General features: G+C 39.1%; 15 protein-coding genes. 8 read left to right on the forward strand and 7 right to left on the reverse strand.

The features are described from left to right. Window positions 1–41: 41 nt before the first annotated feature. Window positions 42–596 carry a Uma2 family endonuclease gene (locus tag M595_RS21660; protein ID WP_023068629.1) on the reverse strand — a complete coding sequence of 185 codons (555 nt, stop codon included), beginning with the start codon at window positions 594–596 and terminating at the stop codon, window positions 42–44. A gap of 82 nt (window positions 597–678) precedes the next feature. On the opposite strand from M595_RS21660, the gene cmoB reads away from it, so the two are divergent. The 5 genes from cmoB to M595_RS21685 are packed head-to-tail and all read left to right on the forward strand — an operon-like array spanning window position 679 to window position 3560. After that, window positions 679–1680, forward strand: coding sequence for a tRNA 5-methoxyuridine(34)/uridine 5-oxyacetic acid(34) synthase CmoB (gene cmoB / locus M595_RS21665; protein ID WP_238987119.1), 1002 nt, complete (start codon window positions 679–681; stop codon window positions 1678–1680). Window positions 1681–1691: 11 nt separating this feature from the next. Beyond that, complete coding sequence (locus tag M595_RS21670) at window positions 1692–2372, forward strand: hypothetical protein (protein ID WP_052001843.1); 681 nt, start codon at window positions 1692–1694, stop codon at window positions 2370–2372. Between the two features lie 37 nt (window positions 2373–2409). Beyond that, complete coding sequence (locus M595_RS21675) at window positions 2410–3087, forward strand: GDSL-type esterase/lipase family protein (RefSeq protein ID WP_040484482.1); 678 nt, start codon at window positions 2410–2412, stop codon at window positions 3085–3087. Between the two features lie 47 nt (window positions 3088–3134). Then, window positions 3135–3320, forward strand: coding sequence for a type II toxin-antitoxin system HicA family toxin (locus M595_RS21680; RefSeq protein WP_023068622.1), 186 nt, complete (start codon window positions 3135–3137; stop codon window positions 3318–3320). Window positions 3321–3335: 15 nt separating this feature from the next. Next, complete coding sequence (locus M595_RS21685; RefSeq protein ID WP_023068625.1) at window positions 3336–3560, forward strand: type II toxin-antitoxin system HicB family antitoxin; 225 nt, start codon at window positions 3336–3338, stop codon at window positions 3558–3560. On the opposite strand, the gene M595_RS21690 is transcribed toward M595_RS21685, so the two are convergent. Together M595_RS21690 and M595_RS21695 are read right to left on the reverse strand one after the other, a co-directional pair. After that, entirely contained in the window at window positions 3557–4450 is an 894-nt protein-coding gene (locus M595_RS21690; RefSeq protein ID WP_023068630.1) for a metal ABC transporter permease, read from the reverse strand. The genes M595_RS21685 and M595_RS21690 overlap by 4 nt on opposite strands. Window positions 4451–4485: 35 nt before the next feature. Continuing rightward, window positions 4486–5286, reverse strand: a complete 801-nt coding sequence (locus M595_RS21695; RefSeq protein ID WP_040484483.1) for a metal ABC transporter ATP-binding protein — start codon at window positions 5284–5286, stop codon at window positions 4486–4488. A gap of 104 nt (window positions 5287–5390) precedes the next feature. Between M595_RS21695 and M595_RS21700 the strand changes: the two genes are divergently transcribed. Then, window positions 5391–6353, forward strand: coding sequence for a metal ABC transporter substrate-binding protein (locus M595_RS21700; RefSeq protein ID WP_040484484.1), 963 nt, complete (start codon window positions 5391–5393; stop codon window positions 6351–6353). Window positions 6354–6478: 125 nt separating this feature from the next. Here M595_RS21700 and M595_RS21705 read toward each other — a convergent pair whose 3' ends face one another. Continuing rightward, entirely contained in the window at window positions 6479–7768 is a 1290-nt protein-coding gene (locus M595_RS21705) for a Glu/Leu/Phe/Val family dehydrogenase (protein WP_023068634.1), read from the reverse strand. Window positions 7769–8287: 519 nt separating this feature from the next. On the opposite strand from M595_RS21705, the gene M595_RS21710 reads away from it, so the two are divergent. Next, window positions 8288–9442 carry a hybrid sensor histidine kinase/response regulator gene (locus M595_RS21710; RefSeq protein WP_023068633.1) on the forward strand — a complete coding sequence of 385 codons (1155 nt, stop codon included), beginning with the start codon at window positions 8288–8290 and terminating at the stop codon, window positions 9440–9442. A 151-nt stretch (window positions 9443–9593) separates the two neighbouring features. Here the strand turns inward: M595_RS21710 and M595_RS32480 are convergent, their stop codons facing one another. The 3 genes from M595_RS32480 to M595_RS21720 all read right to left on the reverse strand — a co-directional run bounded on the left by M595_RS32480 (window position 9594) and on the right by M595_RS21720 (window position 11131). Next, window positions 9594–9905 (reverse strand): hypothetical protein, encoded by a 312-nt coding sequence (locus tag M595_RS32480; RefSeq protein WP_238987120.1) that lies wholly within the window; start codon window positions 9903–9905, stop codon window positions 9594–9596. A gap of 20 nt (window positions 9906–9925) precedes the next feature. Continuing rightward, entirely contained in the window at window positions 9926–10339 is a 414-nt protein-coding gene (locus tag M595_RS32485) for a class I SAM-dependent methyltransferase (protein ID WP_023068618.1), read from the reverse strand. A 111-nt stretch (window positions 10340–10450) separates the two neighbouring features. After that, on the reverse strand, window positions 10451–11131 hold the full coding sequence (locus M595_RS21720) for a HEAT repeat domain-containing protein (protein WP_023068616.1): 681 nt from the start codon (window positions 11129–11131) through the stop codon (window positions 10451–10453). Window positions 11132–11292: 161 nt separating this feature from the next. Between M595_RS21720 and M595_RS21725 the strand changes: the two genes are divergently transcribed. Continuing rightward, window positions 11293–13692, forward strand: coding sequence for a CBS domain-containing protein (locus M595_RS21725; RefSeq protein WP_023068641.1), 2400 nt, complete (start codon window positions 11293–11295; stop codon window positions 13690–13692). Window positions 13693–13697 lie beyond the last annotated feature (5 nt).

Genomic DNA, 13697 nt, shown 5'->3' on the forward strand with positions numbered 1-13697 from the left:
ATAACTTTATTTCGTTTGTGGCTTTAAAGTCTAAATAGGGTTTAAGAAAATATCAACTGTTGAACTTCGATTAAAATCTTTGGAAAAGGTAGAGGTGAAATTGTTCCTGTTGTTAAAGTTAATTCTTCAGTATAATTATCATTACTTAGATTTCTAAACACTTTTAACTCTGATCCTTTTAGATTCGCCACCCAATATTCTTGAATTTTTGCTTCAGCATAGATGGATTTCTTTAAGCCTAAATCTTTCTCTAAGGAAGTGTTAGAAAATTCAATAATCCAAAAAATATTCTCAGGATAGGGATGATGATTGAGGTATTCTTTACCCAAAGGTTGAACAATTGCAATATCGGGTTCGGGTTCAGAATTATTCGGTAATGTTATCGGATGACCTTCTCTAACTTTAACTTGAGTCCCTAGCAGTTCCCGCAAATAATCACTAACTTTTGAAGTGTAGTAAGCATGAGGTTCTCTCTCAGGTGACATAACAACTAAATCTCCTCTTAATAATTCTATGCGATCATCTTCTCGAATTGACCCTTTAACGAGCGCTTCGTGATATCGGTCTAATGACCATTTAAACATCGTAACGGTCATGGTTTTCTCCTAAATACTTACTTTTTATTATGCAATATTTTTCTAAGTTTTGTCTAGATTACTGTTATCATTAAAAATATCGGTGTTATCTCGAAGTGAAATGTTAGATGAAAGCCTGGGTTATGTCGCGCCTGACTATCTTGAACAATACAATGATGATATTGAATCTGAAACAATTTTAGCAATCCGTCAGGAACGACAAACACAACTATTTGAACCCAAAAGTAAGCGATATTATCAAGCGGTTCAAGCGGTTAGAGATATTCAAAGTAACGAGTTTAATTTTTCGGGTTCAGTGGTCAAAGTTGGTCAAGGAGATGAACTCTCTCTCGAACAACAGCAACGATTTAATCAAGCCTTAAAAGTATTTTCTCCCTGGAAAAAAGGGCCGTTTGAACTATTTGGAACCTTTATAGATGCCGAATGGCGTTCTGATTGGAAATGGGAACGAATTTTACCGCATATTCAATCACTAACCGACCGTAAAGTTGCAGATATTGGCTGTCATAATGGTTATTTTATGTTTAGAATGGCGCATCAAAAACCAGCCTGTGTGATTGGTTTTGAACCCTATGCTAAACACTTCTGGAACTTTCAACTGGTTCAAAATATTGTCCAACAGAAAATGCTTCACTTTGAACTGTTAGGGGTTGAACATATTGACCTTTATCCCGATTTTTTTGATACCATTTTCTGTTTGGGGATTTTGTATCATCATACTGACCCAGTAGGTTTACTGCGAAAACTGCACAAATCTCTGAAAAAAAACGGAGAAATTATTATTGACTGTCAGGGAATACCCGGAGATTTACCTGTAGCATTAACCCCTCAAAAACGTTATGCACGGGCGCGAGGGATTTGGTTTCTCCCGACTCAATCATGCTTAGAAAATTGGATTAATCGAGCAGGTTTTAATAAAATTAATTGTTTCTTTGCTGAACCGCTCTCTACCGCAGAACAACGCCGCACCAGTTGGGCGGAGATTGATAGTTTATCGGAATTTCTCGATCCTGAAAATCAGTCTTTAACAATAGAAGGTTATCCCGCACCTTGGCGTTATTATGTCATTGCTCACAAAGATTAACTCGGTTGAACATGACATCATTTCCCCCGTCAAAACAGTTGAACCTTGAGGTTTTGGGTCGCCTGTTTGAAAAGACGACAAATTCTTATAAATATTTGTTTTTTCTCTCAATTTTAAATATTGTTCATCAACAAACAGGCAATTCTGTAAATTTATTGCTCTATCAAACCCTGACAGTGGAAATGTTAACGCTGAGTTGGTATCCTCATTTTTATTCTCAGCTTTCTTTCGGAACTCAAGACAAAATTCCCGAGATGTTAAACGGTTTAACTTATAGTAATTTTCTCCAATTTAAACCGCCTCAACAATTGACTCAAAATGACCTTAACCAACTCCGAAAAAATTTGGCGTTATCTCCCTTAGACGCTCTCACTTCCCAACTAATGCGATATGTTCCCTATCGTTTAATTAGACCTTTTTTTGAATTGGAACTATTCGGCGAAAAAGATGGAAAAATAAATCGTAAAATCCGAGAGTTAAGTGAGGATTATTTTGAAAGTAGAAAACCCTTGTATTATTTTGATGTCGAGAATCAAGGAATTTTGATTCATCCCGAGTGGCAAAATTATCTGAGTACAAGCTATAATTTATTATGGGATTGGGCGTTTTGGGAATGGGTAGACTATTTACAAGCTTGTAATCCCAAAATTTCCGATATTGCGAGTCGCTTATTACCCCCAAAAATAATTTAAACTCAAGTTATACCTTCTCAATCTAATAGTATTTGCGATGAAAACTCGTCGATGGTTCTGTTCTTTTCTGTTATTTTTGGCTGGGCTTATAGTCGCGATGGGCTGTAGTCAGGGATTGGATTATGTTAAAAATCTAGATGCGGGTGTTGGCGAACAAATAATCGTTTTAGGTGATAGTATTGCATCCGGATATGGTGTCGCAGAAGCGGAAGCTTTTCCGAATGTTCTCAGTCGTAAACTGGGTTTACCAATTCTAAATAAAGGTGTCGCCGGAGATACCACAGCAATGGGATTAAATCGACTTCAAGAGGATGTAATATCCCAAAACCCCTGGTTAGTTATTGTTGAACTTGGCGGAAATGATTATCTGAGAAAAGTTCCTCTTGCTGAAACTGAAGAAAACTTACGACAAATTATTACTCAAATTCAACAACAGGGGGCGATAGTTGTTTTATTGGGAATTAACCCCGGTTTGCTCAATGATCCTTACAAAGAAATGTTTGAAAAAGTTGCTCAAGAAACCCAAGCTTATCTAATTCCCCAAATCTTTAAAGGAGTTTTGGATAATCCCAAACATCGACAGGATGATGTAATTCATCCGAATGCAGTTGGACAGGAAATATTAGCCAGTCGTGTTGCTGAAGATTTGCGTCCGTTACTGAAAGATGCAAAATGGCCAGCTAGTTTAATGAAATACAAATCCTCCACTGATTAAATACCGATAACATTAAATTAACAGCGGGTTGTTTTTAAAAAATATTGATGAAAGTAAAGGATGTTATCAAGTTGCTAGAAAAGGATGGATGGTATCAAGTAAGGATACGAGGAAGTCATCGACAATTTCACCATCCAAATAAAGCTGGAACAGTTACCGTTTCCGGGAAATTAAGTGTAGATATGCCACCCGGAACACTCAACAGCGTTTTAAAACAAGCCGGATTGAAGTAAAGGAGTAATATTCTAATGAGCAAACTGTTAAAATACACTGTAATTCTAGAAAAAGGAACATCAAGCTACGGGGCTTATGTTCCAGATTTACCCGGATGTGTTGCCGTAGGAGAAACAAAAGAGGAAGTATTGCAATTGATTCAGGAAGCCATTTCATTTCATCTTGAAGATTTACAAGAAAGTGGTCAACCGATTCCTCAACCAACTTCTACCAGTGAAATTGTCACCCTCTCGATTTAAGAACGTTTAATTAAACTTTTTAACTCTCTGATAAATGCGGGTTGTTGGGGGGTTGTGGGTGGATGGGTGAGAAGTCCTTGAGTCGGACTAAATAGAAAGGCGAAAGTAAAGAATCCTGATGCAACTAATACAATAGCAGGGCCAGAAGGAAGATTATAATAATAACTGAGATACATTCCCGTAATACTCGAAAGTACCCCAACTCCTACCCCACAAAACATCATATGATGTAAACGACTAACAAGTAAATAAGCAGTTCCTGCCGGAGTAATTAACAGCGATAAAACTAACACCACCCCAACGGCTTTTAAACTGGCGACAATGGTTAAAGCGATTAACACCATTAACCCAAAATTGAGTAAGTTTACAGGTAAACCAACGGCTTCTGCACCTAAAGGATCAAAGGTATAAAACAGTAGTTCTTTATAGATTAAAACAACAATTAAAATCACAATTACAGCAATAATTGCAGTATCTCTAACATCTCCCAATGTCACCCCAAGAATATTACCAAACAAGAAATGATTGAGGTCTATTTTATTATCTTTTTGAATAATAGTAATTAACGTAATTCCCAAGGCAAAAAAGGCAGAGAAAACAATTCCCATTGCCGCATCTTCTTTAATATTACTGCGAGTCCGAATTAAATTAATAAAAACGGTACTAATCACCCCCGCAATAAACGCACCAATAAAAATATTCGCACCCACAATATAGGCAATTGCTAACCCCGGTAACACAGAATGACTAATCGCATCCCCCAATAAAGCGAGCCGTTGTACCATCAAATAACTACCAACAACCGCACAAATTAAACCCACTAAAATCGCAACAATCAAAGATCGTTGCATAAAACTATATTGTAAAGGTTCTATTAAAATATCCCACATCTGATTTTACTAACTTTCAGCTACTCCTTTAAAACTTAAGCTGCATTTCCAGAAAAGAACATTACCTTTCCGCCATAAGCCTGGTTTAAGTTTTCTTCTTGGAGAACCTGTTGACGCCGACCCGCCGCAATCAGTTCTTTATTCAATAGAATAATATCATCAAAATTAGTAATTGATTCTCCTAAATCGTGATTAATTACTAACACTAACTTACCGGAATCTGCTAAATCTCGAAAGATTTTAAAAATGATATTCTCGGTTTTTTGATCAATCCCCACAAAGGGTTCATCAAAACAAAAAATCTCCGCTTCTTGGGCTAGACTTCGTGCTAAAAATACACGCTGTTGTTGACCCCCCGATAATTGACCAATCGGACGATTTTTATAAGCAGTCATTCCGACTCTTTCTAACGCCTCCGCCACTCGACGATGACTCACTGTAGAAAAGCGACGAAACCACCCCGTTTTACGAATTCTTCCCATCATTACCACATCCCAAACTGTCGCCGGATAAGTCCAATCAATTTGCGATCGCTGAGGAACATAAGCCACGCGCTGACGTTGTTGACTCAGGGGTTGACTTCCGTAGAAAACAGGATCACCCGTCGCCGGAATTAACCCTAACATTGCCTTCATCAACGTACTTTTCCCCGCACCGTTGGGGCCAATAATTCCGGTTAAACGTCCAGGTTTGATCTCCAAAGTAATGTCTCGTAACGCCTCAACGCCTCGATATTGAACGCTGATGTTATTTACAGTAATTTCCGGAATCCCCATAGAGACAGATTCCAATTGAGCAGAACTAACGCTATTGTCAAAGAATCGTAGGGTGTCCATCGCTTAATTATTCGTCGCTACAGTCTATAGAGTATCACAAAATGAAAGAATTATGAAATAATAAATGAAAAGAATATGAAAATCATTCAAAAGAGAGGTTAAACGTGAGTATTGATTGGGCTTTAAATTCTGTCTTAAGGTTGACGACAGTCGGAATTATACTCGGAACTTTATTAAGTAGTTGTACTCAAAATGAAGTGACGAATACTTCTGATAGCGATAAACCTCAAGTGGTTTCAACCAGTACCATTATTGCGGATTTAACCGAAACTGTTGGGGGCGACGAAATTGAACACCAAGGAATTTTAGAACCCGGTGCTGATCCTCATGTTTATGAACCTGTTCCTCAAGATAGTATTGCCTTTGAAGAAGCAGATTTAATCTTTTATAATGGCTACAATTTGGAACCCGGATTAATTAAATTAATGAATGCGGCAGGAGTCGGAGCAAAGAAAGTTGCTGTCGGGGAAATTGCCTCACCTTTAGAGATGGAATATGACGGACAAACTGAACCAGATCCGCACGTTTGGGGAAATGTAGAAAATGTTATTATTATGGTAAATACGATTCGAGATAATTTAATCAAACTTTCGCCCGAAGATCAAGAAATATTCACTCAAAATGCAGCCAAACTGATCCAAGAATTACAACAACTCAATACTTGGATTACCCAACAAATTGCCACAATTCCTGAAAACCAACGCCGATTAGTCACTACTCACGATGCGTTTCAATATTATGCAAATGCTTATGGTTTAGAGATCACCGGAACTTTAATCGGAATTAGTACCGAAGAACAACCCAGCGCTCAAACCGTGAGTCAATTAGCCGATTCGATTCGCAAAAGTAAAGTTCCTGCTATTTTTGCAGAAACCACAATTAACCCCAAATTAATCACAACTGTCGCCCAAGAAGCGGGAGTAAAATTAGCCCCAACCGAACTTTATTCAGACTCAATTGGTGCGCCCGGAAGTGAAGGCGATAGTTACATCAAAATGCTAGTGTCAAATACTGAAACCATTGTCAATGCTTTAGGGGGAAAAGTAACCGCTTTTGAACCTCTGTAACAGTGTAAAAGCTCTAAAATTTGCGGTGGAGTTGAACGAGATTTAAACCCAAAAAAGCTGAACTAATATTGAGTTTTTTCGCTCAACCCCATCTCCAATTAAGTCTAAACAAACCTTTTAAAGACTTACGGATACAACCCTCGATCGCTTAACGCCTGTGCTACACGACCCACTCCCAAAGTATAAGCCGCCAAACGCATAGAAACGCCCTGTTTTTGTGAACGTTCACTAACTCGATGATAAGCGTGTACCATCAATTTTTCCATTTCTCGGTTAACCCGTTTTTCATCCCAAAAAACATAGGATTGACCTTGCACCCATTCTAAATAACTCACAACCACACCCCCCGCATTGGCGAGAATATCGGGTAGCACCATCACGCCTTTTGTTTCTAGTATTTGATCAGCGATTAACGTAATCGGTGCATTCGCTGCTTCTACGACAATTTTTGCTTGAATTTGACCCGCATTTTCTTCAGTAATTTGATCTTCCAATGCAGCCGGAATCAACACTTCACAAGGTAAAGTCAAGAGTTCTGCATTAGAAATCATTTCACCGCCCGAAAATCCAGCAATACTATAATTGTTTTGGGCTGCATAGAGTTGAAGTGCCGGAATATCTAACCCCTGTTCGTTAAAAATTCCACCAGAAACATCAGAAACGGCTAATATTTTAGCACCCGCTTCATGGAATAGTTGTGCTGCTGCCGCTCCGACTTTTCCGAAGCCTTGAATCACAATTTTAACGCCTTTCAAACTGCGATTTTGTTCGAGTAAAGCCTCTCGTACTGCAATCATTACGCCCCGTCCTGTGGCTAAATCTCGCCCTTTAGAACCGCCAATAGACAAGGGTTTACCCGTAACAACGCCTGGAATTGCCCGACCCATATTCATTGAATAGGTATCCATCATCCAAGCCATTTCCCGAGATGAAGTACCAATATCGGGGGCAGGAATATCTAATTCCGGGCCGATATCTTTAATGAGTTCACTCACATAGCGACGGGTAATCCGTTCGAGTTCACCTAAACTATAATGACTGGGATTAATAGCAATTCCGCCTTTTGCACCCCCATAGGGAATTCCTAATAAGGCGCATTTCCACGTCATTAACATCGCCAGGGCAGATAATTCTTGTAAACTAACGGCTGGATGATAACGGGTTCCGCCTTTGTAGGGGCCAAGAACATCACAATGTTGCACCCGATGTCCGGCGAGGACTTTGACCTGACCATTATCAAGTTTAACGGGAATCGAAACGGTGACAACTTTGCGGGGTTGTTCAAGGATGACGATTACATTTGGATCAATTTGGAGTTCATCTGCGGCTTGCTGTAAATAGCTACAGGTGCGATCAAAAGGACAAATGTAGGCCGGTGTCGGTGCCGCCGCAGGTACTTGTAGTGATGAAACCATGAATTTAACCTCTTAGCGTGTCGTGAAGACTGAAAGAGAGGAAATTGAGGATTGCATAGAAAGAGGGAACAGGAGTAAAGCTTTTTTCGCCTCCTGTACTTCTACTTATCCATTTATCGTATGAATTCCTTGATCCCTGACTTGATTTCCTCTATTTATAGATTAACTTACAATTTTGAATTTGGGTAAAATTGTAAAATTTGTTACATTTTCAGGTTTCAACCTGTAGTGTCTGTCTATCGGGCTGAGGGGTAGAGGATCGGGATCACCGATAATTTAGCTACAATAACGATAAAATTAAACAAAAGACAGATGCGCTTTTTTTCATAACGTGTATTTTAGATTATGTTAAGTTCAGCTCAACTTTTGCCTGTTAACCGTTTAATCTTTCAGAAAATTTTCGTTGTCTTTGTCCAAAATAAAACAACTGATCATCATTTCAGTATTGACTGAGAAAGCAACGTTCAATCAGCATTTTAACAAACAGTTTTGTAAAAACGAATCAACAGGTTGTGAGTAATGAGTCAGGCTAAGATTCTGATTGTTGAAGATGAATTTTTGATTGCTCAGGGGTTAGCCCGTAAGCTAGAAAAGTTAGGCTATAAAATCATTGATATTGTAGCTTCGGGGGAAGAAGCGATTCAACGAACCCGTGAGTTTTACCCAGATTTGATCCTAATGGATATTGTAATCGAAGGAGATTGCGATGGTATAGAAACGGCGGCTGAGATTTATAAATCTTATTTTATTCCGGTGATTTATGTCACCGCTTATGCTGATGATCAAATTTTAAAACGCGCTCAAGGTACGGGTTCTTATGGTTATATTCTTAAACCTTTTAATGAACGAGAACTACACGCAACAATTCAAATTGCACTGAGTAAACATCAACAAGCGCTCCAACTTCAACAGTCTGCACAAAATGCGGAAACTAAATGTCAAGAAAAATCCCAACACCTTTCTCGGGCTTCTCATAATTTACGCAACCGCATGACTGTCATTCAGGCAATTGCAGGAATTTTGCATGAATATGGAGAGCAGTTATCGACTCAGAAAAGACAAAAGCATCTAGACTTAATCCGCACTTCTATTGACAATATGGATGAGATCCTCGAAGATATTTTATTTTTAATTCGTTCAGAAGCGGATCAACATCCCTTTCAACCGCAACCGATGGATCTGATTGAATTTTGCCAGAATTTATTTGAAGAATATAAAACCTCTGTCACCGAAAAACACACTTTACAATTAAATTATAATTGCAATTATTATCAAGCGAATCTAGACCGTAAACTTTTGTATTATATCTTGAGTAATTTACTCTCAAACGCAATTAAGTATTCTCCAGATGGAGGGCAAATTGTTTTAGAGATTAGCTGTAATTGGCAACAAGTGATATTTCGGGTTAAAGATCAAGGAATTGGAATTCCACCCAACTACTTTCAAAAACTATTTCAACAATTTGAACGGGCTACTAATGTTGGTAAAATTAAGGGGACAGGATTAGGACTTTCTATTGTTAAACAAGCTGTAGATTTACATCAAGGTGAAGTTAGTGTTGAGAGTGAACTGGGGAGAGGAACAACTTTTACTGTTAAATTACCTCTAAGTTTATCTTCTGAAAAAATAGAAGTCAAACCCGATAAACTTTCTGGATGTTTAAAGAAAAATTGAACACTATTGAAGATCGGACTCTTTTAACTCTACTATCTTCCTCACTGCTTTAATCTGCATAAGCCTTGTTTAGCTAGAATTTTTATTATAAATATTATAATATTCTACACCCCAAAAACCCAGGTTCGCGAAAGTTACCGGGTTTTAAATTTCAAACTTGTAGGAGATAAAAAACATATCCATAATAAGTAGAATATTGGCGATATAAATCAATTTCACGTTGATGAAGTTCAATGACCGCAAGTTTCTCCACATCATCTTTATACTTTTGAGATAAAGTGATCAATTTTTGTTCAAGCGGTGTGTAATAATTCACCCACCAAGCCGACTCGGGAAGCACAAAATAATCAACTAAACGATATCCAGCTTGATTAATTAGGGTTAAATTGGATTCGATCTCCTGCATTTGAGGATATTCTTCAGCCCAGAATTGTTTTAATTCTTCGGGTGGATTAGAATTCATCCAAGAAATCTCTGTTACTGCTAAATAGCCTTGCTCTTCCGATCTAAGAACAGTTTCCAACTCCGAAGCGCATTTTTAAACCCAATACTATAAGCCGAACCTTCCGCCCAAATTACATCAAAACTATTGTGATCAAAGTTCAAAGCAGACATATCAGCATTAACAATTTCTAAGCGATCTCGAACTCCCTTTCTCACCGCTTCCTGATGTAATTGCTCGAGAAAAGGTTGATGATTATCAACGGCGATTATTTTACCGTTTGAGAGTTCAAGCAGATGAAAACTTTGCATTCCCGGGCCACAACCCAAGTCCAAAATTAGCGGTTGGGAAGGTAAATCTGTTAACTGAGAGTAAGCCTTTTGTGTAGACTCAAAATCACCTGGCCCCTCACGCGGTAAACCTTGATGAATCTCGAAAAAAATCTCTAGGTTCATATTAAAAAATACCTGAGTTTAAGCACAAGTTGATCAACAGTGTAAAAGAAAAAAAGATCGGGAAATGGGGAGCCTAGTCCCCACGCCCTACTTCCTAACTCCGTTTCGGGTTTACAGCGTTTCGGCTTCACTCAAACGACGAAGTGAGAATTCCGCCGCTTTCTTCACTTGGGGATGATTATCTTTAGCTAAATATTTCAAGGCTGCTATACTCTTAGAACTGGGTAAGTTTCCTAACGCTTCTGAAAGCCGTTGTCGCACTAACCAATCTTCCGACTGAGCAAACCGTAAAATCGCGTCAATCGCATCTTTATCTTTGATCTCACCCAACGCTGCGATCGCCGCTTGTTGAATCACAATCTCTTTTGAGTCTAACGCTTGCATTAAGGCATCGTGAGCGCGAATATCCTTGAGATTTCCTAAAGAAACAGCCGCACTAAACCGCACTAACCAGTCTGTATCTTCATAAAAAGCCCGCACCAAAGGTTCAAAAGCTCGAATATCTTCGAGATACCCTAAAGCACCTGCTGCATCCGCTCGAATCCCGTAATCTGGATCAGATTTCAACAATTCGACTAAAATTGGGTAGCACTCCTCTGTTGGTTTGATACCCAGTGCAAACACCGCCATCGAACGAATCGGTAAGTTGGGATCATTTAAGACCTTCTTGATCAACGGAACTGCTTCTATCGGGGAAACTTGCCGTAGAGAGGCTAACGCCAACATCCGATCTCGGGAGTTTTCGCTTTCCAGTTGAGTTGCAATGGTTTCTAGACTTAAAGGTTCATTCATGGTTTCAAACTTATTAAAACTTTACATTGGAATTGCTTTGATCTTAATGGAGTCAGGAGATCTACGCCACAAAGTACATTGAGGTGAGGATGCTGCGCTCCCCCACAGATCGGTTTAGCGGTGAAATGATCCAAATTTTTATTCATATTTTTTGATGAGTTATGCCCGTCAACCAACTGCCTCAGTATTCTTCCGCCTTAGAACAGGCCATTGATCGGAACCCGATTATCGTTACACCAGACACCTCACTTTATCAAGTGATTCAGTTAATCGGTCAACTTAATCGGAGTAACCCTTTACCCACTGTTCAGACCCCAGAGAATGGTAACGGATTAGATCGATTGCTGGACTCCAATCAAACTCAATCTGACTGTGTTTTGATTGTAGACGGAGAAAAATCAACTTCGTCGTCGGAAATTTCGACTTTACAGGGAATTGTCACCGAACAAGAGATTTTGCAACTATTGGCAACGGGTTTATTAGATTATCCGGCTGAAGTTCGCTTACACAAAACCCGAATTAGTGAGGTGATGTCGCCTTCGACTGTGAATTTAGTCGAATCTGAAGATCAGGATATTTTCACCGCTTTATCGTTGTTTCGACAGCATCAAATTTATCATTTACCCGTTCTCAATTCTCAAGGAGATTTGCGAGGAGTGATTACTCCAGAACGGATTCGGAGGGTGCTACAACCGTCTAATATTTTGCGTTTACGACGAGTAGGGGATGAAGTCACTCGCAAGCCTGTAACTGCACCTGCGATCACTTCGTTGCTGAGTTTAGCGCAAATGATGTCGGCTCATCAAGCCAGTTGTGTCGTCATTTATCAATCTTCTCGCAAGAAGCAACTCAATCCGATTGGAATTGTCACGGCATTTGATATTGTCCAAGCTCAATATTTAGAATTAGATTTATCTCGAATTACAGCCGAAACCGTAATCGCCGGAAGTTCATTTTTTAGTCTAAAATCAGGTGATTCTCTCTGGGTAGCCCACCAGGAGATGCAACACCAGCAAGTGCAACGATTGATTGTTTGTGGTGAACAAGGAGAACTGATTGGAATTATCTCTCAGATGAGTTTGTTGCGAATGCTCGATCCGACAGAAATGTATCGGGTGGTTCGCAATTTACAGCAATCTGTTGATCAATTACAATCTGAAAAATTTGATTTACTCGAAAGTCGAGCCGCCCAACTCGAAGCCCTTGTTCAAGAACGCACGGCGAAACTGTATGAACAACTTCAACGGGAACGCTTATTTGCCAAGATTTCTTTTCAGATTCATCAATCACTTGATATTGAGGATATTCTGAATACAACCGTTGCAGAAGTGCGGTTAGTATTAAGTGCAGATCGAGTGCTAATTTATCACGTCATGGCAAATAAGGCGGCTCAACGAGTCGCTGAATCTGTAGCTCCGGGATGGCAACCCCTCCTCGATAAAAAGTTAAAAAAACAGATTGTCAAAGATTATTTAACTGCCTTTGAGACGGATTCAGTTTATGCGATTTCTAATTTACAAAATAGCAGATTAACACCAGAAGAACTTGAACGTCTAAACAAAGAGCAAATACAGGCTTATCTCGTTGTTCCGATTCTCCAAGATGGACAACTTTGGGGGATGATTGCGGCTCATCAATGTTCGGCTTCTCGTCAGTGGCAGCCCTCAGAAATTACGGTTTTACAACAGTTAGCGACTCAACTAGCGATCGCTATTCAACAAGCTCAATTATACCGTCAAGTTCAAGATTTGAATACCGATCTAGAACGTCAAGTTCAAGAACGAACCTCAGAACTTCAACAAAAAGTCAAGGAACTTCAGCAACTCAATAAGCTGAAAGATGATTTTCTCAGTACCGTTTCTCACGAACTACGGACTCCTCTAACCAATATGAAAATGGCAATTCATATGATGAAGTTAGTCTCGCAAAATGAGCAAGTTCAACGCTATATTAGTATTTTAGAACAGGAGTGGACAAGAGAAACAAACTTAATTAATGATTTGTTGGATTTACAAAAACTCGAAGTCTCCTCAATGCCGATTTCTTTAGAAACTGTGGAGTTATCCCAATGGCTACCTCAGATTCTTAAACCCTTCTATTCTCGAACTCAAGAGCGCCAGCAAGTCCTTAACGTTAAATCTCCTAAAAATTTGCCTTCTATTCTAACCAATTCTAGTAGTTTAGAACGAATTTTAGCAGAGTTGCTCAATAACGCTTGTAAGTATACTCCGAATGGCGGTGAAGTTTGTTTAACCGTCCGAAACAAAACGGCAACTGAAACCCACTCTTCCAAAAAATCCTTGAAGCCGAAGAATAATGAAGAACATTCAAAACCATTGGGGGTGAAATTTACGATTACAAACCAAGCAGAAATTTCAGAAAAAGAACTTCCCAAAATTTTTGATAAATTTTATCGAGTTCCCAATGCTGATCCCTGGAAACAAGGCGGAACTGGGTTAGGTTTAGCTTTAGTGCAGAAATTAGTTGAACAACTGCGAGGAGAGATTAAAGTCAGCAGTCAAAAGAATTTAACCACTTTTACTGTTGAATTACCTCAATAATTCCC

It is taken from the genome of Lyngbya aestuarii BL J (assembly GCF_000478195.2).
Taxonomy (GTDB): domain Bacteria; phylum Cyanobacteriota; class Cyanobacteriia; order Cyanobacteriales; family Microcoleaceae; genus Capilliphycus; species Capilliphycus aestuarii.

Excerpts from the sequence above, each read along its gene's own strand:
- M595_RS21675 (WP_040484482.1), top strand. The coding sequence starts at position 2,410 with ATGAAAACTCGTCGATGGTTCTGTTCTTTTCTGTTATTTTTGGCTGGG.
- M595_RS21660 (WP_023068629.1), bottom strand. The coding sequence starts at position 596 with ATGACCGTTACGATGTTTAAATGGTCATTAGACCGATATCACGAAGCG.
- M595_RS21705 (WP_023068634.1), bottom strand. The coding sequence starts at position 7,768 with ATGGTTTCATCACTACAAGTACCTGCGGCGGCACCGACACCGGCCTAC.
- M595_RS21685 (WP_023068625.1), top strand. The coding sequence starts at position 3,336 with ATGAGCAAACTGTTAAAATACACTGTAATTCTAGAAAAAGGAACATCA.
- M595_RS21690 (WP_023068630.1), bottom strand. The coding sequence starts at position 4,450 with ATGTGGGATATTTTAATAGAACCTTTACAATATAGTTTTATGCAACGA.
- M595_RS21720 (WP_023068616.1), bottom strand. The coding sequence starts at position 11,131 with ATGAATGAACCTTTAAGTCTAGAAACCATTGCAACTCAACTGGAAAGC.
- M595_RS21695 (WP_040484483.1), bottom strand. The coding sequence starts at position 5,286 with ATGGACACCCTACGATTCTTTGACAATAGCGTTAGTTCTGCTCAATTG.
- M595_RS21670 (WP_052001843.1), top strand. The coding sequence starts at position 1,692 with ATGACATCATTTCCCCCGTCAAAACAGTTGAACCTTGAGGTTTTGGGT.
- M595_RS32485 (WP_023068618.1), bottom strand. The coding sequence starts at position 10,339 with ATGAACCTAGAGATTTTTTTCGAGATTCATCAAGGTTTACCGCGTGAG.
- M595_RS32480 (WP_238987120.1), bottom strand. The coding sequence starts at position 9,905 with ATGAATTCTAATCCACCCGAAGAATTAAAACAATTCTGGGCTGAAGAA.
- M595_RS21710 (WP_023068633.1), top strand. The coding sequence starts at position 8,288 with ATGAGTCAGGCTAAGATTCTGATTGTTGAAGATGAATTTTTGATTGCT.
- M595_RS21725 (WP_023068641.1), top strand. The coding sequence starts at position 11,293 with ATGCCCGTCAACCAACTGCCTCAGTATTCTTCCGCCTTAGAACAGGCC.
- M595_RS21680 (WP_023068622.1), top strand. The coding sequence starts at position 3,135 with ATGAAAGTAAAGGATGTTATCAAGTTGCTAGAAAAGGATGGATGGTAT.